Annotated in this window: 21 protein-coding genes and 1 riboswitch; of the genes, 17 read left to right on the top strand and 4 right to left on the bottom strand. The window is 71.2% G+C overall.

The annotated features are described in order from the left end of the window. Positions 1 to 66: 66 nt before the first annotated feature. From ACFY1U_RS13370 to ACFY1U_RS13325, 10 genes are all read left to right on the top strand, one after another. Positions 67 to 1,131, top strand: a complete 1,065-nt coding sequence (locus ACFY1U_RS13370; protein ID WP_351469142.1) for a polyprenyl synthetase family protein — start codon at positions 67 to 69, stop codon at positions 1,129 to 1,131. Between the two features lie 116 nt (positions 1,132 to 1,247). After that, entirely contained in the window at positions 1,248 to 3,254 is a 2,007-nt protein-coding gene (gene shc / locus ACFY1U_RS13365; protein WP_390694245.1) for a squalene--hopene cyclase, read from the top strand. After that, a complete protein-coding gene (locus ACFY1U_RS13360) occupies positions 3,254 to 3,895 on the top strand; it encodes a 1-hydroxy-2-methyl-2-butenyl 4-diphosphate reductase (RefSeq protein WP_390694244.1) in 642 nt (213 codons plus the stop codon). The genes shc and ACFY1U_RS13360 overlap by 1 nt, the downstream gene beginning before the upstream one ends. Positions 3,896 to 3,900: 5 nt before the next feature. Beyond that, positions 3,901 to 4,923 carry an adenosyl-hopene transferase HpnH gene (gene hpnH, locus ACFY1U_RS13355; RefSeq protein ID WP_390694243.1) on the top strand — a complete coding sequence of 341 codons (1,023 nt, stop codon included), beginning with the start codon at positions 3,901 to 3,903 and terminating at the stop codon, positions 4,921 to 4,923. 4 nt (positions 4,924 to 4,927) lie between these two features. Further along, on the top strand, positions 4,928 to 6,085 hold the full coding sequence (gene ispG / locus ACFY1U_RS13350; protein ID WP_099932728.1) for a flavodoxin-dependent (E)-4-hydroxy-3-methylbut-2-enyl-diphosphate synthase: 1,158 nt from the start codon (positions 4,928 to 4,930) through the stop codon (positions 6,083 to 6,085). A 27-nt stretch (positions 6,086 to 6,112) separates the two neighbouring features. Next, positions 6,113 to 8,047: a 1-deoxy-D-xylulose-5-phosphate synthase gene (gene dxs, locus ACFY1U_RS13345; protein ID WP_390694242.1), complete on the top strand. Its 1,935-nt coding sequence runs from the start codon at positions 6,113 to 6,115 to the stop codon at positions 8,045 to 8,047. Next, positions 8,044 to 9,429 carry an aspartate aminotransferase family protein gene (locus ACFY1U_RS13340; RefSeq protein ID WP_390694241.1) on the top strand — a complete coding sequence of 462 codons (1,386 nt, stop codon included), beginning with the start codon at positions 8,044 to 8,046 and terminating at the stop codon, positions 9,427 to 9,429. The genes dxs and ACFY1U_RS13340 overlap by 4 nt, the downstream gene beginning before the upstream one ends. A gap of 87 nt (positions 9,430 to 9,516) precedes the next feature. Further along, the gene (locus ACFY1U_RS13335) at positions 9,517 to 12,897 is read left to right on the top strand and encodes a hypothetical protein (protein ID WP_390694240.1); all 3,381 of its coding nucleotides are present in this window, start codon (positions 9,517 to 9,519) and stop codon (positions 12,895 to 12,897) included. A gap of 90 nt (positions 12,898 to 12,987) precedes the next feature. Then, a complete protein-coding gene (locus ACFY1U_RS13330; protein ID WP_390694239.1) occupies positions 12,988 to 13,629 on the top strand; it encodes a helix-turn-helix domain-containing protein in 642 nt (213 codons plus the stop codon). After that, a complete protein-coding gene (locus ACFY1U_RS13325; RefSeq protein ID WP_390694238.1) occupies positions 13,626 to 13,751 on the top strand; it encodes a DUF6126 family protein in 126 nt (41 codons plus the stop codon). The genes ACFY1U_RS13330 and ACFY1U_RS13325 overlap by 4 nt, the downstream gene beginning before the upstream one ends. 17 nt (positions 13,752 to 13,768) lie before the next feature. Here ACFY1U_RS13325 and ACFY1U_RS13320 read toward each other — a convergent pair whose 3' ends face one another. Then, entirely contained in the window at positions 13,769 to 14,566 is a 798-nt protein-coding gene (locus tag ACFY1U_RS13320) for a tyrosine-protein phosphatase (protein ID WP_390694237.1), read from the bottom strand. Positions 14,567 to 14,736: 170 nt separating this feature from the next. Between ACFY1U_RS13320 and ACFY1U_RS13315 the strand changes: the two genes are divergently transcribed. The 3 genes from ACFY1U_RS13315 to ACFY1U_RS13305 all read left to right on the top strand — a co-directional run bounded on the left by ACFY1U_RS13315 (position 14,737) and on the right by ACFY1U_RS13305 (position 19,362). Continuing rightward, a complete protein-coding gene (locus ACFY1U_RS13315; RefSeq protein ID WP_390694236.1) occupies positions 14,737 to 16,806 on the top strand; it encodes an alpha-galactosidase in 2,070 nt (689 codons plus the stop codon). 317 nt (positions 16,807 to 17,123) lie between these two features. Next, positions 17,124 to 17,282: riboswitch (cyclic di-AMP (ydaO/yuaA leader) on the top strand. Positions 17,283 to 17,286: 4 nt separating this feature from the next. Continuing rightward, complete coding sequence (locus tag ACFY1U_RS13310) at positions 17,287 to 18,186, top strand: peptidoglycan DD-metalloendopeptidase family protein (RefSeq protein ID WP_390694235.1); 900 nt, start codon at positions 17,287 to 17,289, stop codon at positions 18,184 to 18,186. A gap of 390 nt (positions 18,187 to 18,576) precedes the next feature. Continuing rightward, positions 18,577 to 19,362 (top strand): SGNH/GDSL hydrolase family protein, encoded by a 786-nt coding sequence (locus tag ACFY1U_RS13305; RefSeq protein WP_390694520.1) that lies wholly within the window; start codon positions 18,577 to 18,579, stop codon positions 19,360 to 19,362. 122 nt (positions 19,363 to 19,484) lie between these two features. Here ACFY1U_RS13305 and ACFY1U_RS13300 read toward each other — a convergent pair whose 3' ends face one another. Together ACFY1U_RS13300 and ACFY1U_RS13295 are read right to left on the bottom strand one after the other, a co-directional pair. Continuing rightward, a complete protein-coding gene (locus ACFY1U_RS13300) occupies positions 19,485 to 20,105 on the bottom strand; it encodes a TetR/AcrR family transcriptional regulator (RefSeq protein ID WP_390694234.1) in 621 nt (206 codons plus the stop codon). Positions 20,106 to 20,213: 108 nt separating this feature from the next. After that, positions 20,214 to 21,392, bottom strand: coding sequence for a Glu/Leu/Phe/Val dehydrogenase dimerization domain-containing protein (locus ACFY1U_RS13295; protein ID WP_390694233.1), 1,179 nt, complete (start codon positions 21,390 to 21,392; stop codon positions 20,214 to 20,216). Between the two features lie 284 nt (positions 21,393 to 21,676). On the opposite strand from ACFY1U_RS13295, the gene ACFY1U_RS13290 reads away from it, so the two are divergent. Together ACFY1U_RS13290 and ACFY1U_RS13285 are read left to right on the top strand one after the other, a co-directional pair. After that, complete coding sequence (locus tag ACFY1U_RS13290) at positions 21,677 to 22,924, top strand: MBL fold metallo-hydrolase (protein WP_390694232.1); 1,248 nt, start codon at positions 21,677 to 21,679, stop codon at positions 22,922 to 22,924. A gap of 53 nt (positions 22,925 to 22,977) precedes the next feature. Then, positions 22,978 to 23,766, top strand: a complete 789-nt coding sequence (locus ACFY1U_RS13285; protein ID WP_390694231.1) for a DUF429 domain-containing protein — start codon at positions 22,978 to 22,980, stop codon at positions 23,764 to 23,766. Between the two features lie 28 nt (positions 23,767 to 23,794). On the opposite strand, the gene ACFY1U_RS13280 is transcribed toward ACFY1U_RS13285, so the two are convergent. Next, complete coding sequence (locus tag ACFY1U_RS13280) at positions 23,795 to 24,181, bottom strand: cupin domain-containing protein (protein ID WP_390694230.1); 387 nt, start codon at positions 24,179 to 24,181, stop codon at positions 23,795 to 23,797. 96 nt (positions 24,182 to 24,277) lie between these two features. Between ACFY1U_RS13280 and ACFY1U_RS13275 the strand changes: the two genes are divergently transcribed. Then, entirely contained in the window at positions 24,278 to 24,670 is a 393-nt protein-coding gene (locus tag ACFY1U_RS13275) for a helix-turn-helix domain-containing protein (protein ID WP_030936151.1), read from the top strand. Between the two features lie 104 nt (positions 24,671 to 24,774). Further along, positions 24,775 to 25,185, top strand: coding sequence for a VOC family protein (locus ACFY1U_RS13270; RefSeq protein WP_390694229.1), 411 nt, complete (start codon positions 24,775 to 24,777; stop codon positions 25,183 to 25,185). Positions 25,186 to 25,515: the final 330 nt, after the last annotated feature.

Here is a 25,515-nt window from a genome sequence, read left to right as displayed (position 1 = left end):
CTCGATCAGCATGCGGCAGGCCCCCGCACCCCCGGTACCGCAACAAGAGGAGAGACTGTGCCCACTGTGCCCCCGGCCGAGACGGCCGATCGAGCGACCGCAGTGGACGTGACCGCGCTCCTGGAGCGCGGCCGGACCCTTGCCACACCGGTACTGCGGGCGGCCGTCGACCGCCTGGCCCCTCCCATGGACACCGTTTCCGCCTACCACTTCGGCTGGATCGACGCCGAGGGCAACCCCGCCGAGGGTGACGGCGGCAAGGCCGTGCGCCCCGCCCTCGCGGTCCTGTCCGCCGAGGTCACCGGCGCCGCACCCGAGGTCGGCATCCCCGGCGCCGTGGCCGTCGAGCTCGTCCACAACTTCTCCCTGCTGCACGACGACCTGATGGACGGCGACGAGCAGCGCCGCCACCGCGACACCGTCTGGAAGGTGCACGGCCCCGCCCAGGCGATCCTCGTCGGCGACGCGCTGTTCGCCCTCGCCAACGAGATCCTCCTCGAACTCGGCACCGTCGAGGCGGGTCGCGCCACCCGCCGTCTGACCACCGCCACCCGCGCCCTGATCGACGGTCAGGCACAGGACATCTCCTACGAGCACCGCGACCGTGTCAGCGTCGAGGAGTGCCTGGAGATGGAGGGCAACAAGACCGGCGCCCTGCTCGCCTGCGCCTCCTCCATCGGCGCGGTGCTCGGCGGCGCTGACGACCGCACCGCCGACACCCTGGAGAAGTACGGCTACCACCTGGGCCTCGCCTTCCAGGCCGTCGACGACCTGCTCGGCATCTGGGGCGACCCGGTCTCCACCGGCAAGCAGACCTGGAGCGACCTGCGCCAGCGCAAGAAGTCCCTGCCGGTCGTGGCCGCGCTCGCGGCGGGCGGATCCGCCTCCGAGCGGCTCGGCGAGATCCTTGCCGCCGACGCCAAGAGCAGCGACTTCGAGAACTTCTCCGAGGAGGAGTTCGCCTCCCGCGCCGCCCTCATCGAGGAGGCGGGCGGCCGCGAGTGGACCGCCGAAGAGGCGCGTCGTCAGCACAACACCGCCATCCAGGCCCTGCACGCCATCGACATGCCCGACCCGGTGCGGGACCGGTTCACGGCGCTCGCCGACTTCGTCGTCGTACGAAAGAGATGATCACTATCGGTCGAACAGCCCTCGCGTAGTCGCCGGCCGGTGTCGCGGGAACACGAGCACCGGCCGACGGCGGACCCACAGCAGCACGACGTGTACGACTGCACGAAGGGGAAGCCATGACAGCGACGACCGACGGAAGCACCGGGGCCCTGCCGCCCCGGGCAGCCTCGGCCAGCGAAACCGACAGCACGAGCCCCGTGGCGGCGGGGGTGCGCGATGCCGCCGTACGCGCCGTCCAGCGCTCCACCGACTTCCTGCTGTCGCGGCAGGACGCCCAGGGCTGGTGGAAGGGCGACCTCGAGACCAACGTGACCATGGACGCCGAGGACCTGCTCCTGCGGCAGTTCCTGGGCATCCTGGACGAGAAGACCGCACACGCCGCCGCCCTGTTCATCCGGGGCGAGCAGCGCGAGGACGGCACCTGGGCCACCTTCTACGGCGGACCGGGCGAACTGTCCACCACCATCGAGGCATACGTCGCCCTGCGCCTGGCGGGCGACACGCCGGACGCCCCGCACATGGCCAAGGCCTCGGCCTGGATCCGCGAGCAGGGCGGGATCGCCGCGTCCCGGGTCTTCACCCGGATCTGGCTCGCCCTGTTCGGCTGGTGGAAGTGGGAGGACCTGCCCGAACTCCCGCCGGAGCTCATCTACTTCCCCAAGTGGGTACCGCTCAACATCTACGACTTCGGGTGCTGGGCCCGGCAGACCATCGTGCCACTGACGGTCGTGTCCGCGAAGCGGCCGGTGCGGCCCGCGCCCTTCCCGCTCGACGAGCTGCACACCGACCCGAACCGCCCGAACCCGCCGGGGCCCCTTGCTCCAGTGGCGAGTTGGGACGGTGCCTTCCAGCGCCTGGACAAGGTGCTGCACCGGGCGCGCAAGGTCATCCCGCGCGGACTGCGCAAGGCGGCCATGAACTCCGCCGCCCGCTGGATCATCGAGCGGCAGGAGAACGACGGCTGCTGGGGCGGCATCCAGCCGCCGGCCGTGTACTCGGTGATCGCCCTGTATCTGCTGGGCTACGACCTCGAACATCCCGTGCTGCGCGAGGGGCTGGCGTCGCTGGACCGTTTCGCCGTGTGGCGCGAGGACGGGGCCCGGATGATCGAGGCCTGTCAGTCGCCGGTGTGGGACACCTGCCTCGCCACCATCGCGCTCGTCGACGCGGGCGTGCCCGCCGACCATCCGCAGCTGGTCAAGGCGGCGGACTGGATGCTCGGCGAGGAGATCGTCCGGCCCGGCGACTGGGCCGTGCGCAGGCCCCAACTTCCGCCCGGCGGCTGGGCGTTCGAGTTCCACAACGACAACTATCCCGACATCGACGACACCGCCGAGGTAGTCCTCGCGCTGCGCCGCGTCAAGCACCACGACCCGGAACGGGTGGAGAAGGCGATCGGGCGCGGGGTGCGCTGGAACCTCGGGATGCAGTCGAAGAACGGCGCGTGGGGGGCCTTCGACGTCGACAACACCAGCCCCTTCCCCAACCGGCTGCCGTTCTGCGACTTCGGCGAGGTCATCGACCCGCCGTCCGCGGACGTGACCGCGCACGTGGTGGAGATGCTGGCCGTCGAGGGCCTCTCGCACGACCCGCGCACCCGGCGCGGCATCGAGTGGCTGCTCGCCGAGCAGGAACCGGACGGCTCCTGGTTCGGGCGCTGGGGCGTCAACTACGTCTACGGCACCGGGTCCGTCGTACCCGCCCTCGTCGCGGCCGGATTCCCCGGCTCGCACCCGGCGATCCGGCGGGCCGTGTCCTGGCTGGAGAAGGTCCAGAACGAGGACGGCGGCTGGGGCGAGGACCTGCGCTCCTACAAGTACGCCGAGGAGTGGAGTGGCAAGGGCGCCTCGACCGCCTCGCAGACCGCGTGGGCACTGATGGCGCTGCTGGCGGCAGGGGAGAAGGACTCCAAGGCCGTCGAGCGCGGGGTGGAGTGGCTCGCGGCCACCCAGCGGGAGGACGGTTCCTGGGACGAGCCGTACTTCACCGGGACCGGCTTCCCCTGGGACTTCTCCATCAACTACCACCTCTACCGGCAGGTCTTCCCGCTGACCGCACTCGGCCGGTACGTCAACGGCGAGCCCTTCTCCAAGAAGCCTCTCGCCGAGGCCGAGGGGGGCTGATGAGCACCCAGCCCGCCCCGGCCCCGCTGCTGATCGCCTGCGCGCTCGGCATCGAGCACCTCGCCCTGCGCGCGGGCGACCGCGGCGGGGCCGGCGGGCCCGTCTCCCTGCTCCGTACGGGCATGGGGCCCAAGGCGGCCGAGCGCTCCATCACCCGGATGCTCGCGGACCCGGCCTGGAGCGGGGCGGCCGTGCTGGCCACCGGCTTCTGCGCGGGGCTCGCCCCCGGCATGCACCCCGGCGACCTGGTCGTGGCCGAGGAGACCCGGGACCCGGACGGAACCGTTCCGTGCGTGGGGACCGACCTGCTCGTCAAGGAGCTCGGGCGCGCGGTGCCCGGGCGTACCGTCCACACCGGCCCCGTCACCGGCTCCGATCATGTCGTACGCGGTCACGAACGGGCGGATCTGCTCGCGACCGGCGCGATCGCGGTCGACATGGAGTCCGCGGCGACGCTTCTGAGCGCCGTGCGCACCGGCGTGCGCCCGGTTGCGGCCGTGCGGGTGGTCGTGGACGCTCCTGAACATGAACTAGTTCGAATCGGCACGGTCCGCGGTGGAATATCGGCTTTCCGCGTCCTTCGTGCCGTACTTCCCGCTTTCTTCGAATGGCACCGTTCTTTGCTGCTCCCCAGGAGGTGAGCCAGATGGCCATGCCGCTGCGTCAGTCCATCAAGGTCGCTACATACTTGGCTGAACAGAAGCTCCGCAAGCGGGACAAGTTTCCGCTGATCGTGGAGCTGGAACCGCTCTTCGCATGCAATCTGAAGTGCGAGGGCTGCGGCAAGATCCAGCATCCGGCGGGTGTGCTCAAGCAGCGCATGCCGGTCGCGCAGGCCGTCGGGGCGGTGCTCGAATCCGGTGCCCCCATGGTGTCCATCGCGGGCGGCGAGCCCCTGATGCACCCTCAGATCGATGAGATCGTGCGGCAGCTGGTGGCGAGGAAGAAGTACGTCTTCCTCTGCACCAACGCGATGCTGCTGCGCAAGAAGATGGACAAGTTCAAGCCCTCTCCCTATTTCGCCTTCGCCGTGCACATCGACGGGCTGCGTGAGCGGCACGACGAGTCGGTGGCGAAGGAGGGCGTGTTCGACGAGGCCGTGGCGGCGATCAAGGAGGCCAAGCGGCGCGGCTTCAGGGTCACCACCAACTCGACCTTCTTCAACACGGACACCCCGCAGACCATCATCGAGGTGCTCAACTTCCTCAACGACGACCTCAAGGTCGACGAGATGATGATCTCGCCCGCCTACGCCTACGAGAAGGCGCCCGACCAGGAACACTTCCTGGGCGTGGAGCAGACCCGCGAACTGTTCAAGAAGGCCTTCGCGGGCGGCAACCGCAGGAAGTGGCGGCTCAACCACTCGCCGCTGTTCCTCGACTTCCTCGAGGGCAAGGTCGACTTCCCGTGCACCGCCTGGGCGATCCCGAACTACTCGCTCTTCGGCTGGCAGCGCCCCTGCTATCTGATGAGCGACGGATACGTGCCGACGTACCGCGAACTCATCGAGGAGACCGACTGGGACAAGTACGGCCGCGGCAAGGACCCGCGCTGCGCCAACTGCATGGCGCACTGCGGCTACGAGCCCACCGCCGTCCTCGCCACCATGGGCTCCCTGAAGGAGTCCCTGCGCGCGATGCGCGAGACGGTCTCCGGAAACCGGGAGTGACACGATGACCGCCATCTCCTTGGGCGTCCCCGAGGTACCGGCCCGGCCGATCGCCGAGCGGCGTGTGTCGCGGCAGATCCATGTCGGGCCGGTGGCGGTCGGGGGCGGGGCCCCGGTGTCGGTGCAGTCGATGACGACGACCCGTACCTCGGACATCGGCGCCACCCTGCAGCAGATCGCCGAACTCACCGCGTCCGGCTGCCAGATCGTCCGCGTCGCCTGCCCCACGCAGGACGACGCGGACGCCCTCGCGACCATCGCCCGCAAGTCGCAGATCCCGGTGATCGCGGACATCCACTTCCAGCCGAAGTACGTGTTCGCGGCGATTGAGGCCGGGTGTGCCGCGGTGCGGGTCAACCCCGGCAACATCAAGCAGTTCGACGACAAGGTCAAGGAGATCGCCCGGGCCGCGAAGGACCACGGCACCCCGATCCGCATCGGCGTCAACGCCGGCTCCCTCGACCGGCGCCTGCTCCAGAAGTACGGCAAGGCGACCCCCGAGGCCCTGGTCGAATCGGCCCTCTGGGAGGCGTCCCTCTTCGAGGAGCACGGTTTCCGGGACATCAAGATCTCGGTCAAGCACAACGACCCGGTCGTGATGATCGAGGCGTACAAGCAGCTCGCCGCCCAGTGCGACTACCCTCTGCACCTCGGCGTGACCGAGGCCGGCCCCGCCTTCCAGGGCACGATCAAGTCGGCGGTCGCCTTCGGAGCGCTGCTCTCGCAGGGCATCGGCGACACCATCAGGGTCTCGCTCAGCGCCCCGCCCGCCGAGGAGGTCAAGGTCGGCCTGCAGATCCTGGAGGCGCTGAACCTCAAGCAGCGGCGCCTGGAGATCGTCTCCTGTCCGTCCTGCGGCCGCGCCCAGGTCGACGTCTACAAACTGGCCGACGAGGTCACGGCCGGCCTGACGGGCATGGAAGTCCCGTTGCGGGTAGCCGTGATGGGTTGTGTGGTCAACGGCCCGGGTGAGGCGCGGGAGGCGGACCTGGGTGTCGCCTCCGGCAACGGCAAGGGCCAGATCTTCGTCAAGGGCGAGGTCATCAAGACCGTACCCGAGTCGAAGATCGTGGAGACCCTCATCGAGGAGGCGATGAAGATCGCCGAACAGATGGAACAGGACGGTACCGCGTCGGGGGAGCCGGCCGTCACCGTGAGTTGAACAGCACGGACCGAAGGGGGCCCGAGCGTGACCATTCTGGAGAACATCCGGGGACCACGCGACCTGAAGGCGCTGTCCGAGACGGAGCTTCGCGAACTGTCCGAAGAAATCAGAGAGTTCCTGGTGCACGCGGTGGCCAGGACCGGCGGGCACCTCGGGCCCAACCTGGGGGTGGTGGAACTCTCCATCGCGCTGCACCGGGTCTTCGAGTCGCCCGTCGACCGCATCGTCTGGGACACCGGCCATCAGAGCTACGTACACAAGATCCTGACGGGCCGTAAGGACTTCTCCAAGCTGCGCGGAAAGGGCGGCCTGTCAGGCTATCCCTCGCGTGAGGAGTCCGAGCACGACATCGTGGAGAACAGCCACGCCTCCACGGCGCTCGGCTGGGCCGACGGCCTCGCCAAGGCCCGCCAGGTGCAGGGCGAGAGGGGACACGTCGTCGCGGTCATCGGCGACGGAGCCCTCACCGGTGGCATGGCCTGGGAGGCGCTGAACAACATCGCGGCCGCCAAGGACCGCCCGCTGATCATCGTCGTCAACGACAACGAGCGCTCGTACGCGCCGACCATCGGCGGCCTCGCCAACCACCTGGCCACCCTGCGCACCACCGACGGCTACGAGAAGGTGCTCGCCTGGGGCAAGGACGTCCTGCTGCGCACACCCATCGTCGGCAACACCATCTACGAATCGCTGCACGGCGCCAAGAAGGGCTTCAAGGACGCGTTCGCCCCGCAGGGCATGTTCGAGGACCTGGGACTGAAGTACGTCGGCCCGATCGACGGGCACGACATCGGGGCCGTCGAGTCCGCGCTGCGGCGCGCCAAGCGCTTCCACGGACCGGTCCTCGTCCACTGCCTGACGGAGAAGGGCCGCGGCTACGAGCCGGCCATCGCCCACGAGGAGGACCACTTCCACACCGTCGGTGTGATGGACCCGCTCACCTGCGAGCCCCTCGCCCCCTCCAACGGGCCTTCCTGGACCTCGGTGTTCGGGGACGAGATCGTCGCGATCGGGGAGGAGCGGGAGGACGTCGTCGCGATCACGGCGGCCATGCTGCACCCGGTGGGGCTCGGCAAGTTCGCCGCACGCTTCCCGGACCGGGTGTGGGACGTCGGCATCGCCGAGCAGCATGCGGCCGTGTCCGCGGCCGGCCTGGCGACCGGTGGGCTGCACCCGGTCGTCGCCGTGTACGCCACCTTCCTCAACCGTGCCTTCGACCAGCTGCTGATGGACGTGGCGCTGCACCGCTGCGGGGTGACGTTCGTGCTGGACCGGGCCGGCGTCACCGGTGTCGACGGGCCCTCCCACAACGGCATGTGGGACATGTCGATCCTCCAGGTCGTCCCGGGGCTCAGGATCGCCGCCCCGCGCGACGCCGACCAGCTGCGGGCGCAGCTGCGCGAGGCCGTCGCCGTGGACGACGCGCCGACGCTGGTCCGCTTCCCGAAGGAGTCGGTGGGGCCCCAGATCCCGGCGATCGACAGGGTGGGCGGCCTCGACGTCCTGCATCGCGCCCCGGACACCCCCGATGTGCTGCTGGTCGCCGTCGGCGTGATGGCACCCGTCTGCCTGCAGGCGGCCGAGCTGCTGGAGGCGCGCGGTATCTCGTGCACCGTAGTCGACCCGCGCTGGGTCAAGCCCGTCGACCCGTCGCTCCCGGGCCTCGCCGCCGAGCACCGGCTGGTGGCCGTGGTCGAGGACAACAGCCGTGCGGCCGGCGTCGGCGCGGCGGTCGCGCTGGCACTCGGGGACGCCGAAGTCGACGTCCCCGTACGGCGGTTCGGCATCCCGGAGCAGTTCCTCGCACATGCCAAGCGCGGGGAGGTGCTGGCCGACATCGGCCTCACGCCGGTCGAGGTGGCCGGGCGGATCAGCGCGAGCCTCGCCGTCAAGGAGGCCGAGGACACCCTGGCCGTCAAGGAACAGCTGGACGGCACAGTCAAGGAGAGGGCTGAATGACCAAGGAGTTCGACCTCGGCGCACTCCTGGCCGAGCGCGGAGCCGAGCGCTACGAGCTGCACGGGAAGTACCTGAACCACCAGCTCCCGCGCATGCTGCACACCATCGGCTTCGACAAGGTCTACGAGCGCGCCGAGGGCGCCCACTTCTGGGACGCGGACGGCAACGACTACCTGGACATGCTCGCCGGGTTCGGGGTGATGGGCCTGGGCCGCCACCACCCCGTCGTCCGCAAGGCGCTGCACGACGTCCTCGACGCCTCTCTCGCTGACCTCACCCGCTTCGACTGCCAGCCGCTGCCCGGACTGCTGGCGGAGAAGCTGCTCACGTACAGCCCGCACCTGGACCGGGTGTTCTTCGGCAACAGCGGCACGGAGGCGGTGGAGACCGCGCTGAAGTTCGCCCGGTACGCCACCGGGAGGCCGCGGATCCTGTACTGCGACCACGCCTTCCACGGCCTGACCACCGGATCGCTGTCGGTCAACGGCGAGGACGGCTTCCGCGAGGGCTTCGCCCCGCTGCTGCCCGACACGGCCGTACCGCTCGGCGATCTCGACGCCCTGGCACGGGAGCTGAAGAAGGGCGACGTCGCCGCCCTGATCGTCGAGCCGATCCAGGGCAAGGGCGTGCACGAGGCCCCGCCCGGCTATCTGCTGGCCGCGCAGGAGCTGCTGCACAAGCACAAGGCGCTGCTCATCGCCGACGAGGTGCAGACGGGCCTGGGCAGGACCGGGGACTTCTACGCCTACCAGCACGAGGAGGGCGTCGAGCCGGACCTGGTCTGTGTGGCCAAGGCGCTCTCCGGCGGCTATGTGCCCGTCGGCGCCACCCTCGGCAAGGACTGGATCTTCAAGAAGGTCTACTCCTCGATGGACCGGGTGCTGGTCCACTCGGCGAGCTTCGGATCCAACGCCCAGGCCATGGCGGCCGGTCTCGCGGTGCTGTCCGTCATGGAGAACGAGCAGATCGTCGCCCATGCGCGCGTGACCGGCGAGCAGCTGAAATCCCGGCTCGCGGCACTGATCGACAAGTACGAGCTGCTCGCGGACGTCCGCGGCCGCGGCCTGATGATCGGCATCGAGTTCGGCAGGCCCAAGTCGCTGAAGCTGCGCAGCCGCTGGACCATGCTGCAGGCCGCGCGGAAGGGACTGTTCGCGCAGATGGTCGTGGTACCGCTGCTGCAGCGGCACCGGATCCTCACCCAGGTCTCCGGCGACCACCTGGAGGTGATCAAGCTGATCCCGCCGCTGATCATCGGCGAGCAGGACGTGGACCGGTTCGTCGACGCCTTCACCGCCGTGATGGACGACGCGCACAGCGGCGGCGGCCTGATGTGGGACTTCAGCAAGACGCTGGTGAAGCAGGCGGTCGCCAACCGGTAGCACGCCCCGCGGCCGGGACTGTGCAGCGGGTCCCGGCCGCTCGGATATTCGATCGCGTGAGCGATCATGCTGGGGCACAATCGCCGGATGCCGAACACCGCGGAGCAGTTGCTCTCCGCACTTGAAGGACTGCCTTTCCCGGCCCGTCTCGCCCGCACCGCGAGGACCGCCCGCCGGCTCGCGGAGCAGGGGGAACTCGCTCCACTCCTCGCCGAACTCGACACCCGCGGCCCCTACGGGCGGCGCCTGGCCGCGCTGGCTGCCCTCGTCGGCCGGGACGCCGGCTTCCTCGCCGGGCGGCTCGCCGATCCCGACGCGGTGGTGGCCGGGTACGCCCTGCGTGCGGCCCGGACCCTGCCCGTGCCGGACGCGGCGATCGAGGCGGCGTACGACAACGCGCCGGCCGCACTGCGGGGCCGGCTGGCCCGTCTGCTGGTCTCCGGCGGCCGCAGCGCGCTCGCCGAGCGGCTTGTGGTGCGGCTGGGCGAGGAATGGGGCGAGACGGAGGCCGCGCGTCTGCTGCCCGCCTGCTCCACGCCGTTCGTCGCACGGGAGTTGCCCCGGCTCGCGCACGCCGTCGACGGCTGGACGCGGCTCGCCCGGCGCCACCCCGGCCCGGTGCTGGAACACGCCGAACGGGCTCTGGCGGACCGGGCCGACCTCCGGGCCCGGGAGGAGTGGTGGCGCCTGAACGCCACGACGGTCGCGGCGCTCGCCCCGCGCCGGCCCGAGGGGGTCCTTGCCCTCCTTGAACGGTACGGGCCGCCCAGCCTGCCACCGGGTCTCTTCGGCGGGCTCGGCGCGCTGGTCGACGCCGACGCCGAGCGTGTCGTCCGCTGGATCACCTCCCCCGACCGGAACGCACCGCGCCACGAGCCCGCACCACCGCCCGGTGTGCTGCGCAGGCTGGTGCGGGCCGAGCCGCCGTCCCTGCCGCTGCTGGGCCGCCACTGGATGCAGCGCCACGGCCACTTCGCCGGACTGCTGAAGGCCATGGCGCCGGGCAGACGCACGGCCTTCCTCGACGCCACCGCGGACGGGACGAACTGGGACCCGGCCCTGTCCGTGCTCGGTCTGCTGCCGCGCGAGCGTCGCTGGGCCGAAGTGCGCAGGGCCGCCGCAGAGTTCGGCGACCGGGTCGACGACTGGGAGGACCTGGACACGCTCGCCCACGGCCCGTACGACGAGGCGCGTGCCACCCTGCTGGCCGCGATCCGGCGGTCCGAGGCGTACGAGCGCGCCGCCGCGTGGCCGCTGTTGGTCGCCTGCGCCGCCCGGGACGGCCGGGAGGCGGTCACCGAGGTGCTCGGTGCGGTGGTCCGGCTGCGCAACGACCAGGACCCAGTGCGCGCGGCCGCGCTGGAGGCGCTCGCCGGGATGCACCCGCGGCTGTTCGCCCCCGGCGACGCCGACCGGCTCGACCGGATCGCCCTCGACGCCCTCGCGGCCCGGGACTGCTCGGCCGACAGCCTCAAGGCGCTGCGCACCCTCGCCGGGCGCGTCCTGGTCGAGCACGCCGCGGACGGCGAAACAGCACTGCGCGCCTGGGCGTTGAGCACCCTGGAGCGGATGGTGGGCCGGGTTGGCGTACCGGACTTCGGGCCGCTGCACCGTGTCCTGCGGCGCGGCCAGGAGCACGAGGTGTTCCGGGCGTTGCGCCCCTGGCTGGAGGCCGCGGCGGGCAGGTCCGACTTCCGGCTGCTGCTCGGCCTGGCCACCGCGTTCGGCCCGCGGGCCCGGCGGATGCCCGCGTTGCAGGACCTGCTGGCCCTGGCGCTGGAGCGCGGCGACGACATGACCTTCGAGGCGGCCGCGGTTCTGTGGCTGGCCCCGCCCGCCACCCGCGGGGAACGGGTGGCCCGGATCCTCGGACAGGAGCCGTCGGCGGTCGTCCTCGCGCCGGTACGGCGTGTGCTGTCCCGCGACCGCACGGACCTGCTGGACGCCCTGCTGGCCGACACCCCGCCGTACGGGCGCTTCCTGGTCGCCGGGGCCGCCCGCCCGCTGCCGGACCTGGGCGCCGCCGACCGCTGGCTGCCCCGCCAGCAGCGGGCCGCGGCACGGCTCGCCGAAAAGGTGGCGGAGGACCGCTCCCTGCCGCTGGACGACCGGGCCGCCGCGATCCGCGCCGCCGCCCCGGTGCCGGAGCTGGGCCTGGCCCTGGCCATGCGGCACAAGGACGACGAGGAGGTGGTCGTCGCCGAGGCGGCACTCGCCGCGCTGCCCTGGACCGACCGCCCCCAGGAGGCTCTGCCGGTGCTCCTGGAGCAGGCCGGCGGTGACCGGGCCCGGGTCGCGGTGTACGCGGCGAGCCGTGTCGCCCGCTTCACCGCCCCCTCCGAACTGGCCACCGCACTGGGCGAGTTGCTGACGGGGGAGCGGCCCGCGAAGGTGACCTCCCGCAAGGAGGCGGTGCGTCTCGCGGCCCGCTTCCTGCCGCCGCGCCGGGCGGTGGCGCTGCTCACGCGAGGCTTCGCCCCGGGCGCGCACCCCGACGTGCGGACCGCAGTGATCCGCGCCCTGCCGCCGCTGCTGGGCGTGCCGGAGGCCTGGCAGCTGCTGGACGCCGCCGCGCGGGACGACACCCCGGGCGTGCTCCAGGCCGTCGTCGAGGTGGCCCCCTGGGAGCTGGCCGACGGGCACCGCGGCCGGTACGCCGCTGTGGTCGAAGCGGTCTACGGCCCCGGCCTCGCCTCGTACGACGGCTTCTTCGCCTACGGCTTCCTGCGCGGACTGACCCCCTGGGCCCGGTACGCCCCGGGACTGGCCGTGCGGCTCGCCGGCACGGTGAGCGACCTGAGCAGCCGGGAACACTGGGAGCACGCGGGGCGGGTGCTGCGTGACCTGGCCCTCTCCGGCCTTCCGCATCCGGTGGGCGGCGCCGCCGAGGGCAGCGCCCTCCACGGCGCGGTGACCGGACTGCTGGCCGCGATGCACACGCCCGAGGGCGGCGGCGAGGCGCTGGAGGACCGGGACCTGCCCGCGCTGCAACGGCTGCGGTCCCTGGTGTCACCGTCCTACAACGGCGTCGCGCGGCCCGAGGCGCTGGAGGAGATCGCCGCACTGCTGGCACAGGAACCGCTGCTGGCGGCCGAACACGCGGGTCTGCTGCGCCGATTGGTGGACCGGACCGAGGAACCGGACCGGCTGCTCGGGCGGCTGCTGGACCTGGCCGGAGCGCTGGAAGGCGCCGGAACGGCCGTCGCCCTTCAGGTGTCCTCCCAACTGGAGGCGGGCTGGGCGCACCGGGCCCGGCCCGAGCGCGTCGCGGCCCTGCTGGCGGCGGCGGAGCGACTGGCCGGCGACGGCGGCACCGTCCGCGGTCTGCTCGCGGCGCAGCTGGTGTCCCGCACGGCTGCCGGTTTCGGCTGGCCGGAGGAGTGGCGGTCGCTGCTGCGGCGGCTGCGCCGGCACCCCGACCCGGACGTACGGCACAGGGCGTACCAGACGATGACGGCGACCGAGTGACGCAGCCGGCCGGCTTTTGCCTGAGGCCCGAATTTTGCCTCTGAGGCAAGAAAATTGCCGTAGAGGCAAGTACGGGGCTGAATGGAGAGCATGAGCTCTCCCGAGACCGAGCCCTCTCCCGAGACAGGGCTCTCGGCCGGGCCGGACGAGGTCCTGCCCGCCGTCGCCCCCCAGCTGCGCGCGCTGCGCCGCCGTGCCTCCCTCACGCTGGAGGCCGCGGCGCGTGCCGCCGGGCTGTCGGCGGCCCATCTCTCCCGGCTGGAGACCGGGCAGCGTCAGCCGTCGCTGCCGATGCTGCTCGCCCTCGCGCGTATCTACGGTACGACGGTGTCCGAGCTGCTCGGCGAGACGGTCGCCGACCGGGACGCCGTGGTGCGCGCCGCCGACATGGAACCGACCGCCGCCGGCGGCTGGACCTACTTCCAGGCCGGCGCGCCCGGCCGCGGCATGCAGGCCCTGCGCGTCCATGTACCGCACGGCTCGCAGGGCGACATCGTGCGCGTGCACCCCGGCGAGGAGTGGCTGTACGTCCTCAGGGGGCGGCTGCGGCTGCGCCTCGGGGACACCACGCACCGGCTCGCCCCCGGCGACAGCGCGCACTTCGACTCGCTGACCCCGCACCGGATCGCCGCCCTGGATCCGGACGGCGTGGAGCTCCTGTTCGTCCACACCCTGCTGCAGAGCCCGACGGCCACGCTGTGCCTGGGCCCGATCACCGGAGAGATGCCATGAGCAACAGCAACATGGAGGAGAAGTTCCCCCGCGCCCTGTGGGTGCGCCTGATCATCTACATCGCGGTGGGGCACCTCTTCGCGGCCTTCATCTACCTGTTGTTCCAGGTCGGCGCGAAATAGCGGGACAGCCCGCGCGATCAGTCGAGCAGCCGCTCGCGCAGCAGTTCGCGGAGTCCGGGGGTGAGCCCCAGGCCCTGCTCCAGATAGGTGCCGACGTCGCCCCACGTCTCCTCGATCGTCTCGAAGGCCGCCGCCAGATACTCACCGCGCGCCTCGAACAGGGGGCTGAGCAGCTCCATCACCTCGGGGGAGTAGGCCGCGGCGGAGCTGCTGCTGCGGTGCACCTTGTAACGGCGGTGCTTGGCGTTCGACTCCAGGTAGTCCGCGACGATCGCCTCGCGCTCGACGCCCAGCGCGAGCAGCGTCACGGCTATGGACAGGCCCGCACGGTCCTTGCCCGCCGCGCAGTGCATCAGGGCGGGCACACTGTCCTCGGCGAGCGAGCGCAGCACACGCGCGTGCTCGGCGGTGCGCTCCTTGATGATCGTGCGGTAGGAGACGATCATGCGGTTCGCCGCCTTGCCGTCGCCGAGGAGCTCACGCAGCTGCTCGATCTCGCCGTCCCGGACCATCTTCCAGAACCCGGAGCCGTCCGCCGGGTCCGTCAGCGGCAGGTTCACATTGCGGACGCCCGGCAGTTCGACGTCCGGGCCCTCCAGCTTCTGGTCCGCCGCGTTGCGGAAGTCGAAGATGGTGTGCAGCCCCAGGGAGGACAGGAACTCGGCGTCCTCCTCGGTCGCGTGCGCGAGGTGGCCGCTGCGGAACAGCACTCCGTAGCGCACCCGCCGTCCGTCCACCGTCGGAAGTCCTCCCACATCACGGAAGTTGCGGACTCCGGCCAGCTCGGGCTCGGTCGACGGGATCTGCTGCGTCACGGGGTTTCCTCCCAGTCCGCCCGGCCGGCGCGGCTCGTCGTCGGGCACCCTCCCGACGATACGACATGCATTCCTGAGGCAATGAGTTGTCCACAGGCGTTGCGACCAGGCCACACGTGCCTTGATGATGTTGCGGATTGGTCGCACCTGTTCGGATGTGTGAGGGCTTGATGCTGGAAATCGCAGACAACGGCCGTACGTGGCTCCTCTCGGGGCCGGCCAGCAGTTACGCCGTCCACCTCACCGAGGACGACGAGCTGCTGCACCTGCACTGGGGCCCCCGGATCGCGCTCGCCGACGCCGAGGCACTCGCCGTCCGCCCGCTGCCGGACTACTGGCCCTTCGAGTCCCCGCTCGACGGGCGCGAGGAATACCCCGTGGAGGGCGGTCCCCGCTTTGTGCGGCCCGCCCTGTCCGTGCGCGGCGACGAGCGGCGCGGCACCGAGTGGCGCTTCGAGACGTATGAGGCGGAGGGCGACCACCTCCGGCTGGGCTTCCGGGACGGTGGGCTCGCGATCACGCTGCACTACCGGATGCGGCACGACGTCGTGGAACGCTGGGTGACCCTCGACAACGAGGGGCCCGCCCTGGAGCTGCTGCGCGCCGACTCCGCGACCTGGACGCTGCCCGAGCGCGAGGAGTGGCGGCTGGCCCAGCTGCACGGCCGCTGGGCCGCCGAGTCCCGGCTGACCGCCTCTCCTCTCACCTACGGTGAGAAGATCATCGGCAGCCGCCGCGGCCACACCGGACACCAGCACCTGCCCTGGGTCGCCCTCGACACCGACGCCACCGAGGAGCGTGGCGAGGTCTACGGCTGCGCCCTGGGCTGGTCGGGTTCCTGGCGGATCGCGGTGGCGCAGCTCCCGGACGCGCGCGTGCAGATCACCGGCGGCCCCGGTTACGACGACTCGGGGCTGCTGCGTCTGGAGCCGGGGGAGTCGTACACCACTCCCGTCTTCGCCGGGCTGTGGAGCGACGGCGGTTTCGGCGGCGCGAGCCGCGCCTGGCACGCCTACCAGCGTGCGTACGTCATCCCCGACGCCGACCAGGACCGGCCGGTGCTGTTCAACTCCTGGGAGGCCACGGAGTTCGACATCTCCGAGGAGCAGCAGGGCACCCTTGCGCGGCGAGCCGCGGCGATCGGCGTCGAGCTGTTCGTGGTCGACGACGGATGGTTCGGCAAGCGCACCAGCGACCGCGCCGGACTCGGCGACTGGACGGTCAACCGGGACCGCTTCCCGAACGGACTCAAGCCCCTCGCGGACTATGTGCACGCCCTCGGCATGCAGTTCGGCATCTGGGTCGAGCCCGAAATGGTCAACCCGGACAGCGAGCTCTACCGTGCCCACCCCGACTGGGTGCAGTTCCAGCCGGGACGAAAGCGGACGGAATTCCGCAACCAGCTCGTGCTGAACCTGGCCCGGGAAGACGTCCAGGAATACCTCTGGGAGCAGCTCGACGCACTCCTGTCCAGCGCCCCGATCGACTATGTGAAGTGGGACTTCAACCGCTGCTTCACCGACGCGGGCTGGCCCGGCGAGCCCTACCCGCAGCGCCTCTGGGTCGATCATGTCCGTGCCCTGTACGCCCTGTTGGACCGGCTGCGGGCGGCCCACCCGAATGTCGCCTTCGAGTCCTGCTCGGGCGGCGGCGGCCGCATCGACCTCGGGATCATGAGCCGTACGGACCAGGTGTGGACCTCGGACAACACCGACCCGCTGGACCGGCTCGCCATCCAGCACGGCTTCAGCCAGATCCATCCGGCGCGGGTGATGGCCGCCTGGGTCACCGACAGCCCGAACACCCAGCTCAACGGCCGGGAAAGCTCGCTGCGCTTCCGGTTCGTGAGCTCCATGGCCGGCGTGCTCGGGGTCGGCGGGGACCTCACCCGGTGGACCGAGGAGGAGCTCGTCGAGGCCGGCGAGTGGGTGGCGCTCTACAAGGAGATCCGGCCGCTGGTGCAGCACGGGGACCTCTACCGGCTGCGGCCGCCGCGCGGCGGCCTGAGCGCGGTGCAGTACGTGCGCGGGGACGAGGCGGTCGTCCTCGCCTGGCTCCAGGCGCAGAGTCATGGCGAGCCCGTACCGGCGCTGCGACTTCGGGGCCTCGACCCGACAGCCTCGTATGAATGCCCCGAAACAGGCGAAATCCGCAGCGGTGCCGTATTGATGCATCACGGACTGCGTACCGGATTGCGTGGTGACCTCGACGCGGCAGTTTTCCGTCTGCGGCGCATCTGAGACTTCTGTCCGGATTGGCGCTCCTTCGGCCCCCTTCATTCCAACTCGCTCCCGAATAGAGGATTCTGGAGTCGGGGCACGTGAGGAGCGTCATATCCGTGACGGTGCGTGGCGCGTCATGTCCACGTAATTCAGGTGCTTTACAAGGGCGTTTGGCGGAGACGATCATCCGGGAATTCACGCAGGGTCACCGGGTTTTCGTACAAGGGATCAATAGAAACGCATTCTCGGGGAACCGGCACTTGTTGCTTTGCGTCTTGGTCGCTTACGTTCGCCACCAATCCGGACGGACGCCCAATCCTGCCGCCGCCCGGTGCCCGCAGAACTCACCCGTGAACGGCAGGAGCGGGGGACCCACAGGTACAACCGCCTGTTCCGGTCTCCGGAACGGCTAGGGGTAAAGCCGCGTCGCATGCGCGGCCGGGCATCTCCAGCCCGAACCCGACAGCTCACCTCGCAGGCGCCGGAGAGGAATTCGTCATGCCCGCGAAGGGTAAGCACCGCCGTCCGAAGCCCCAGCGCTTCACCCGCTCCATCGCCGTCGCCGGAACCGGTGGCGCCGCACTCGCTCTCCCGCTCATGGGGGCCACCGGCGCCCATGCCGCCACAACTCAGTCCGCTTCCCGGGCGGTTTCGGAAAAGGCCGTCCAGTCCCTTCCGGTCGCCGAGAAGAAGGCGGCGCAGAAGAGCGCCGCGGGCAATGCGGGCGTGCGGACCTATTCGGTGCGGGCCGGCGACTACCTCTCGAAGATCGCCGACGAGCAGCATGTCGCCGGCGGCTGGCACAGGCTCTACTCGGACAACCGCCGGGCCGTCGGCGACAACCCGTCGCTGATCCACCCGGGCCTGAAACTGGCGATCGGCCGGAAGGCCGCGACGGACACCACCGAGTCCTCGTCCTCGTCCGCCTCGAAGACGTCTTCGTCCGCCGACAGGGCGACCGCCACCAAGGTCTCCGAGTCCGCCCCCACCGGCTTCACCCTCCCGGTGATCGGCGGCACCATCGGCACCGGCTATCACGTGGCCGGCAGCATGTGGTCCAGCGGGTACCACACCGGCGTCGACTTCGTCGTCCCGACCGGCACCTCCATCAAGTCCGTGGGTGCGGGCACGGTCGTCTCCGCGGGCTGGGGCGGCGCCTACGGCAACCAGGTCGTCGTCCGGCTCGCCGACGGCTACTACGCCCAGTACGGGCACATGTCCCAGATCTCCGTCTCGGCCGGCCAGACCGTGGCCGAGGGCCAGCAGCTCGGCCTCTCCGGCGCGACCGGCAACGTGACCGGCCCGCACCTGCACTTCGAGATCCGCACCACGCCCGACTACGGCTCCGACGTGGACCCGGTCGCCTACCTCCGCTCGAAGGGCGTCGGCGTCGGCTGACCTCCCCTCACAACCACCTGCCTGACACGCAGCCGAAGGCCGGACCTCGATCCCCGGGTCCGGCCTTCGGTGTGTCCGGCTGTGCGCCTGTTTGCCGTGTTGCGCCTGGAGTGCACACAGCACCGACCAGCAGCCGTACGCACGTGGGCACTTCGCCTTCCGGGCCACATGGAGCCATTTCCGGATCGCCGACTTCAAGGTCCGGCGCCCCGCCCCGCAGCATCGCTGACGCGTCAACATCCCTGCTCGGAGGGTTATTCCGGGCTTGGCGAACACTTTAGAAGTGGCTTATCTCACCGCGCGTCAACCCTTTCCTACGGTCGCGTAGGTCACATTCGAAGGTGAATCATGGTCGATGTGGCAGACGATTCGAAGAGTGACAGCAGATCAGTGATCGGGTCGTACGTTGCGGTGGGGGACAGCTTCACCGAGGGCGTCGGCGATCCCGGCCCCGACGGGGCGTTCGTCGGCTGGGCCGACCGGTTCGCGGTACTTCTCGCGGACCGGCGACCCGAGGGCGACTTCAGGTACGCGAACCTCGCCGTGCGCGGCAAACTGCTCGACCAGATCGTGGAGGACCAGGTTCCGCAGGCCGTCGAACTGGCGCCGGACCTGGTCTCCTTCTGTGCGGGCGGCAACGACATCATCCGTCCCGGCACCGACCCCGACGAGGTCGCCGAGCGCTTCGAGCGGGCGGTGGCCCGGCTCACCGAAGCCGCCGGCACGGTCATGGTGACCACCGGCTTCGACACCCGTGGCGTTCCCGTGCTCAAGCATCTGCGCGGCAAGATCGCCACCTATAACGGGCATGTACGGGCCATCGCCGACCGGTACGGCTGTCCCGTGCTCGACCTGTGGTCCCTGAAGACCGTTCAGGACCGCAGGGCGTGGGACGGCGACCGCCTCCACCTCTCACCCGAGGGGCACACGCGCGTGGCGCTGCGCGCCGGGCAGGTCCTCGGCCTCGAGGTTCCGGCCGACCCCGACCAGCCCTGGCCGCCGCTCCCGCCGCGCGGCACCCTCGAGGTGCGACGGGACGACGTGCACTGGGCGCGCGAGTACCTGGTGCCGTGGATCGGCCGCCGACTGCGCGGCGAGTCGTCCGGGGACCACATCACGGCGAAGGGTGCGCTGTCGCCGGACGACATCAAGATGCGGATCGCTTCGGTGGCGTGAGTGCTGCCTTGGGGCGCCCTGAAACCGTGCCGGGCGGGGCGCTCGCGATGGCTTGAGAGCGGATCGCTACGGCGAGCGGAGACGCGGCCCGGCGGCACCGAGCCCCCGCCGAGTGCGGGGGCTCAGTGCTCCGTCGCCGTCAACGCCGCCCGCTCCAGCCCCAGTTCCCGGGCCAGCGCCTCGTCCACCCACTCCTGCGCCCGCGCCCGCGACACCGCACCGGCGTACGAGGTGAGTTGCACGGCGAGCCCGTCCAGCAGCGCGGTCAGGCGCAGGGCGGCGCCGTGCGGGTCCGGGCAGTGGAACTCACCCGCGGCCACGCCCTCCGCGACGACCTCGGCGATCGCCGCCTTCCACTGCTTGTCGAGGTCGCGCGTGACCTCCCGCAGAGCGGGCTCGCGCAGCGCCGCCGCCCAGCCCTCGATCCACAGCCGCCAGCCCTTGGCCTGGCCCGTCGGCGCGTACCAGCGCACCGCCGACCGCAGTCGGCGCAACGCCGTCGTACGGCGGCCGAGAAGCTTGCGCAGATGCGCGAGGTCGTCCTCGGCGGCGAAGGTGAACGCGGCGGCGACCAGCTTCTCCTTGGTGGAGAAGTGGTACAGCACCAGCGCGTTGCTCACGCCGAGCGCCGAGGCCACGTCGGCGATCCTGACCGCCGCCACACCCCGCGCCTCGATCTGCCCGATGGCGGCCCGCAGCAACTCCTCACGCCGCTCGGCCACGCTCAACCGCACTCTCGCCACGCGGTCACCCTATTCCGTCGCCGCTGGTGACGCCGGGCGAGGTCGGCACGTGGCGGGTTCGCGACGGTGCGCAGTGCCGGCCGTACACCTGCTCGCCCCGGACCGTCGTCAGCGGTACCAGCCGAAGCGTTCCGCGATCACCGGCAGCCGGTCCGCGACGATGGCGTGCGCGGCCGCCCGCGGGGTCGTCCCGTCGGCCTGTGCGCGGGCCAGCATCTGTTCGGTCAGGGCGCGCATCGAGCGGCGGGTGTGGGCGAACGCCTCCTGAGCGTCCGCGCCGATGTCGCCGAACAGGGTCCACCACCACCAGGCATTGGTCCCGGAGTTGACGACCACGTCCGGCAGCACGGTCACCCCGCGCGCGGCCAGCAGCTCCTCAGCCTCGGGCAGTACGGGCATATTGGCCGCCTCGACGATCCAGCGGGCGGTGACGCGCTCCTGGCCGACGGCGTCGATCGCGTACGAGACCGCCGCGGGCACGAGCACCTCCGCCTCGGCCGACAGCCAGGCGTCGCCGGGCAGTTCACGGTCGCCGGGACGCAGGGCGGCGCGGTCCACGGTGCCGTGCGCGTCCCGCGCGGTGAGCAGCGCCTCGACGTCGAGGCCCGCCGGGTTGGCGATCGTGCCCTTGATGTCGGCGACGGCGACGACGGTGAGCCCGGCGCGCGCGAGGAAACGCGCCGTCGCCCCGCCCATCGTGCCCAGACCCTGTACGGCGACCCGGGTTCCGGCGTACGCCACCCCGGCCCGGTCGAGGGCCGCGAGCGCCGATTCGGCGACCCCGCACCCGCCGACCAGTTCGTCAAGACCGATGCCGTCCACCTCGATGGCGAACGCGTCCGCGAGCCGCCGCCGCGCCTCCGCCTCGTCGTCGAGCAGGGGATACACGGCCTGGATCGACGACACGAGCCCCGCCTCGGCCGCCGCCCGGTCCACCAGGTCCTGGCTGAGACCGAGGTCCTCCCCGGTGGTCCAGAAGCTTTCGACGTACGGCTTCATGGCCCGCAGATAGCGCACCAGCAGCGCGTACGCCCCCGGGTCCTGAGGATCGCAGTCGATGCCGCCCTTGGCGCCGCCCAGAGGGATGTAGCGGCCCTCGGGGTTGTAGTGCAGCGCCTCCTTCATGGTCATCCCGCGCGCGAGCCCGGCCACCTCGTCCAGGGTGCAGCCCGCGCGCATGCGCAGTCCGCCGCTGGAGACGCCGCGCACCAGCCGGTCGACGACCAGGAAGCCCTGGCGGTCGGTGAGGTGGTCGGTCCAGGTGACCGACATCAGGGGGGCGGTCATGCGATCTCCTCGCGGATGACGATCAGGGGGCGGCGGAGTGCCGAAGGCCCCGGTTACTGAATCGTGAGTCAGTATCGGAACCGGGGGCACACCCTGTCAACGGCCGATTGATCTCCTCGGCTGCGGCAGGGCGACGGGAATGGACGCCGACGGTCCGCCGTTCACCAAGCGGTAGGCAATCTTGGGCTTTCCTTGGAATGAGCCCGCAGCGACCCGGACGACCCAGGTGTTGTCGGAGGGGCCGACCATAATGGAATGCCTCATCGACTCCATCTGGAGGTACCGTGTCCGGTTTCCGTTCCCTGAGCTCCGGGCTCCGCGCGCTGCAGCCCGCGGCCTTCGGCGCGGACCCGAGCGGTGAGCGCCTCGCGCGCATCCGCAGATCACCGCACTTCAAGGACGGGGTCTTCCAGAATCCCGGAGGCACCGCACGGATCCGCCCCTCCGGCTCCACGCTGGACTTCGCGAAGGTCTTCTTCGACAAGGACGAGCGCCCCCTGCGCGCTCCCAAGGGCAACATCCCGGTCCACCCCACGACGCTCGCCGACATCGCGAAGCCGCCCGCCACCGGACTGCGGCTGACCTGGATGGGCCACTCCAGCGTGCTCGCCGAGATCGACGGACAGCGGGTGCTCTTCGACCCCGTGTGGGGAGAGCGCTGCTCCCCGTTCTCCTTCGTCGGTCCCAAGCGCCTGCACCCGGCACCGCTGCCGATCGCCGCGCTCGGCCCGGTCGACGTCGTCGTCATCTCGCACGACCACTACGACCACCTGGACCTGCCCACCATCAAGGCACTGGCCGACACGGACACGCTTTTCGCCGTCCCCCTCGGCGTCGGCGCCCACCTCGAGCACTGGGGCGTCTCCGCCGACCGGCTGCGCGAACTGGACTGGCACGAGGCGACCAGGGTCGGCGGCCTCACCCTGACCGCCACCCCCGCCCGCCACTTCTGCGGCCGCGGCCTGCGCAACACCCAGCACACCCTGTGGGCCTCCTGGTCCGTCGCCGGGGACGAGCACCGGATCTTCCACAGCGGCGACACCGGCTACTTCGAGGGCTTCCAGGACATCGGCGCCGAGCACGGACCCTTCGACGCCACGATGATCCAGATCGGCGCCTACTCCGACTTCTGGCCCGACATCCACATGACGCCCGAGGAGGGTATGCGCGCGCACCTCGACCTGCAGGGCGGCGAGCCGCACGGCGTGATGATGCCGATCCACTGGGCCACCTTCAACCTGGCCACGCACCCCTGGGCCGAGCCCGGCGAGGGCACCGTCGCGGCCGCCCGTGCCACGGGCTCCCGCATCGCCCTGCCCCGCCCCGGAGAGCCCTTCGAGCCCACCGCCGAGACCGTGCCCTCCGAGCCGTGGTGGCGTGCCGTCGCCCAGGCGCCGGCCGGCGGCTGGCCGACGGCGGACGTGCTGACGAAGGCGGCGATCAAGACGACCGCCGACTCCGGCGCCCAGGCCCAGGCCGACGCCAAGTCCGCGGAGGGCACCGGGGAGCCCGAGACGGTGTCGGCGGGCTGACTCGGCAGGACAGGCCCGTGAGCCGACCCGGCATGCCGGGAGAGGATCCCGGCATGAGCCATCAGCGGACGGTGACGGTCGGGGTCGACCTGGCGGCGAGTGCACGGCGTACCGCCGTGTGCCGTGTGGTGTGGGCGGCCGACGGTGCCCTGACGGCCGAGTTCGTCGTGCCGGAAGGGGACGAGGCCCTGCTGGCGCTGGTCCGGGCCGCCGACAAGACCGGCCTGGACTGCCCGCTCGGCTGGCCGTCCAGCTTCGTGGACACGGTCCTCGCCCACCACCAGGGCCTACGGCTGCCGCCGCCGGCCCGGTTCGAGGAGCGCGCGGACGGCCGGCCAGGCCTTGACGCGCTGCGGTTCCGGCTGACCGACGACCTCACCTGGAAGGCGACCTCGATGCGCCCTCCGCTGTCGGTCTCCACCGATCTGCTGGGCGTCGTGGCGCTGCGCGCGGCCCGCCTCCTGGACGCGCTGGCGGCCACCGGCACCCCGGTGCCCCGGGACGGGTCGGGCCAGGTCGCCGAGGTGTACCCGGCCGCCGCGCTACGGCGGTGGGGCATCCGCCCGGCCCGCAGTTACAAGAGCGCCACGCCCGAAGCGCGCGCCGTCCGCGAGCACATCGTTCACGCGGTCGAAGAGGGCCTGGGACTGGCCCTGCCCGAGCCCGTGCGCTCCACGTGCACGGACAGCCACGACCATCTCGACGCCCTGCTCTGCGCCCTGGTCGCGAGGGCCGTTCTGGTCGGGGACACCCGGTGGCCGGAGACCGCGCAGGAGCGCGCAGCAGCGGAGCAGGAGGGCTGGATCCATCTGCCGGGCGGGGAGCCGGCCGCCCTTCGCTGACGACACCGCCGTGGGCAGTGGCGGCGCCTCAGTCCTGTGCGGGCCCGTCCACGTTGAATGTGGACTGCCCCGTGCCCGCCCTGGTGACGATGATGTCGGCAGGCTCCGTCGACGGATTGCTCTCCCGGTGTACGGCGCCCTTCGGTACGTAGACGAAGTCGCCGGGCCCGGCGTCGACCGTGCGGGAGCCGTCCGGGCCGAACTCCAGCCGCAGGGCCCCGGTGAGGACGTAGATCACCGACTCGTGCTCGCCGTGGTGATGCCAGCCGGAGGCCGTCCCGGGTTCGGTGCGGACGAATCCCGACCACATGCCCTCGGTGGCGAAAGCCTCCTGCCGGTCCATTCCCGCTGTTGCGGGCCCGGGGCGTCGGTCGCCGGGACGCGCGACGGCGACCTCGTCGCGTGGACGCTCCATGAAGGCTCCTTCCGCTCGGGCCGTCGAACGGCGGCCCCCTCTCCTCACCAGGCTAGCCAGGGGCCCTCACGCGGCGAACCATGGTGTGATGGCGCCGTGAGCCGCGCCGCAGAAGAAACGAACCGCCGCATGCTGCGGGCCCGGGACGCGATGGACCGCGCCTACGCCCAGCCGCTGGACGTGCCCGCCCTGGCCCGGATCGCCCATGTCTCCCCGGCGCACTTCGCCCGGACCTTCCGCGCCACGTTCGGCGAGACACCGCACCGCTATCTGCAGCGCCGCCGCGTCGAGCGCGCCATGTTCCTGCTCCGGGAGACCGACCGCAGCGTCACGGACATCTGCTTCGAGGTCGGCTTCGGCAGCCCGGGCACCTTCAGCCGCACCTTCCGCGACGTCGTCGGCCGCTCCCCCAGGGAGTACCGCAAACAGGCCGTCGCCCTGGACGTCCCCACCTGTTTCACGATGGCGTGGATGCGGCCGAGTGCCTGACGGCCCCCTCGGCCGTCCGACCGTTTCCTCCTTCTGCTCGTTCTTCGGCGGACAGAGCAGTTTTGGATAAGTTTTCGCGGGGCCGGGCTCGTAGCGTGATGCTCATGTTCACAGCAATCACGCACTCGCAGATCTACGTCCTCGACCAGGACGAGGCCCTCGACTTCTACGTCGGCAAGCTCGGCCTGGAGGTCAACACCGACGCCGACCTCGGCTTCATGCGCTGGCTCACCATCAACGTCCCCGGCCAGCCCGACCGCGAGGTCCTCCTGGAGCGCCCGGGCCCGCCGCGGCTGTCCGAGGAGACGGCGGAACAGGTCCGCGAGCTGCTGACCAAGGGCGCGACGGGCGGCTTCCTCATCCTCCGCACCGAGGACTGCCGCAAGACGTACGAGACCCTCAAGGCCAAGGGGGTCGAGTTCACGGAGGAGCCCACCGAGCGGCCGTACGGGATCGACTGCGGCCTGCGCGACCCCTTCGGCAACAGCATCCGCTTCACCCAGCCGAAGGGCTAGACATACACACTGCGTGACGTTCGGGGGATGACTTCTGGAGGCGCGTGAGCGTCCCGAAACGGTCCCGGCGGGCTGTCGGGCGGACAGAAAAGAGCATGCGGTGAGGGCCGGGGAGCAGTCGCTCTCCGGCCCTCACCTTTTCCTGGCGACCGCTTCTGACCAGCTCTGATCGATCCTTCATTCAGCGGGATCATGTGCCCGCTGGGTTTATCGGTCTGTCGTACGAGCCCTCATACCAGAGCGGGACGCTGTGCGTGGGACTTTGTCAACTGCCCACCGCACATGATGCGTTGGCGACTACTGTGAGTGTCCATCGGGCGACGCATGCCC

It is taken from the genome of Streptomyces sp. NPDC001351 (assembly GCF_042896045.1).
Classification (GTDB): Bacteria; Actinomycetota; Actinomycetes; order Streptomycetales; family Streptomycetaceae; genus Streptomyces.
Note: the sequence above shows the minus strand (reverse complement) of the source record. Positions and strands in the feature narration are given on the sequence as shown.

Bases quoted from the DNA above. Each gene is read 5' to 3' on its own strand.
- shc (WP_390694245.1), top strand. From the start codon at position 1,248: ATGACAGCGACGACCGACGGAAGCACCGGGGCCCTGCCGCCCCGGGCA.
- ACFY1U_RS13360 (WP_390694244.1), top strand. From the start codon at position 3,254: ATGAGCACCCAGCCCGCCCCGGCCCCGCTGCTGATCGCCTGCGCGCTC.
- hpnH (WP_390694243.1), top strand. From the start codon at position 3,901: ATGGCCATGCCGCTGCGTCAGTCCATCAAGGTCGCTACATACTTGGCT.
- ispG (WP_099932728.1), top strand. From the start codon at position 4,928: ATGACCGCCATCTCCTTGGGCGTCCCCGAGGTACCGGCCCGGCCGATC.
- ACFY1U_RS13340 (WP_390694241.1), top strand. From the start codon at position 8,044: ATGACCAAGGAGTTCGACCTCGGCGCACTCCTGGCCGAGCGCGGAGCC.
- ACFY1U_RS13335 (WP_390694240.1), top strand. From the start codon at position 9,517: ATGCCGAACACCGCGGAGCAGTTGCTCTCCGCACTTGAAGGACTGCCT.
- ACFY1U_RS13330 (WP_390694239.1), top strand. From the start codon at position 12,988: ATGAGCTCTCCCGAGACCGAGCCCTCTCCCGAGACAGGGCTCTCGGCC.
- ACFY1U_RS13325 (WP_390694238.1), top strand. From the start codon at position 13,626: ATGAGCAACAGCAACATGGAGGAGAAGTTCCCCCGCGCCCTGTGGGTG.
- ACFY1U_RS13315 (WP_390694236.1), top strand. From the start codon at position 14,737: ATGCTGGAAATCGCAGACAACGGCCGTACGTGGCTCCTCTCGGGGCCG.
- ACFY1U_RS13310 (WP_390694235.1), top strand. From the start codon at position 17,287: ATGCCCGCGAAGGGTAAGCACCGCCGTCCGAAGCCCCAGCGCTTCACC.
- ACFY1U_RS13295 (WP_390694233.1), bottom strand. From the start codon at position 21,392: ATGACCGCCCCCCTGATGTCGGTCACCTGGACCGACCACCTCACCGAC.
- ACFY1U_RS13285 (WP_390694231.1), top strand. From the start codon at position 22,978: ATGAGCCATCAGCGGACGGTGACGGTCGGGGTCGACCTGGCGGCGAGT.
- ACFY1U_RS13280 (WP_390694230.1), bottom strand. From the start codon at position 24,181: ATGGAGCGTCCACGCGACGAGGTCGCCGTCGCGCGTCCCGGCGACCGA.
- ACFY1U_RS13270 (WP_390694229.1), top strand. From the start codon at position 24,775: ATGTTCACAGCAATCACGCACTCGCAGATCTACGTCCTCGACCAGGAC.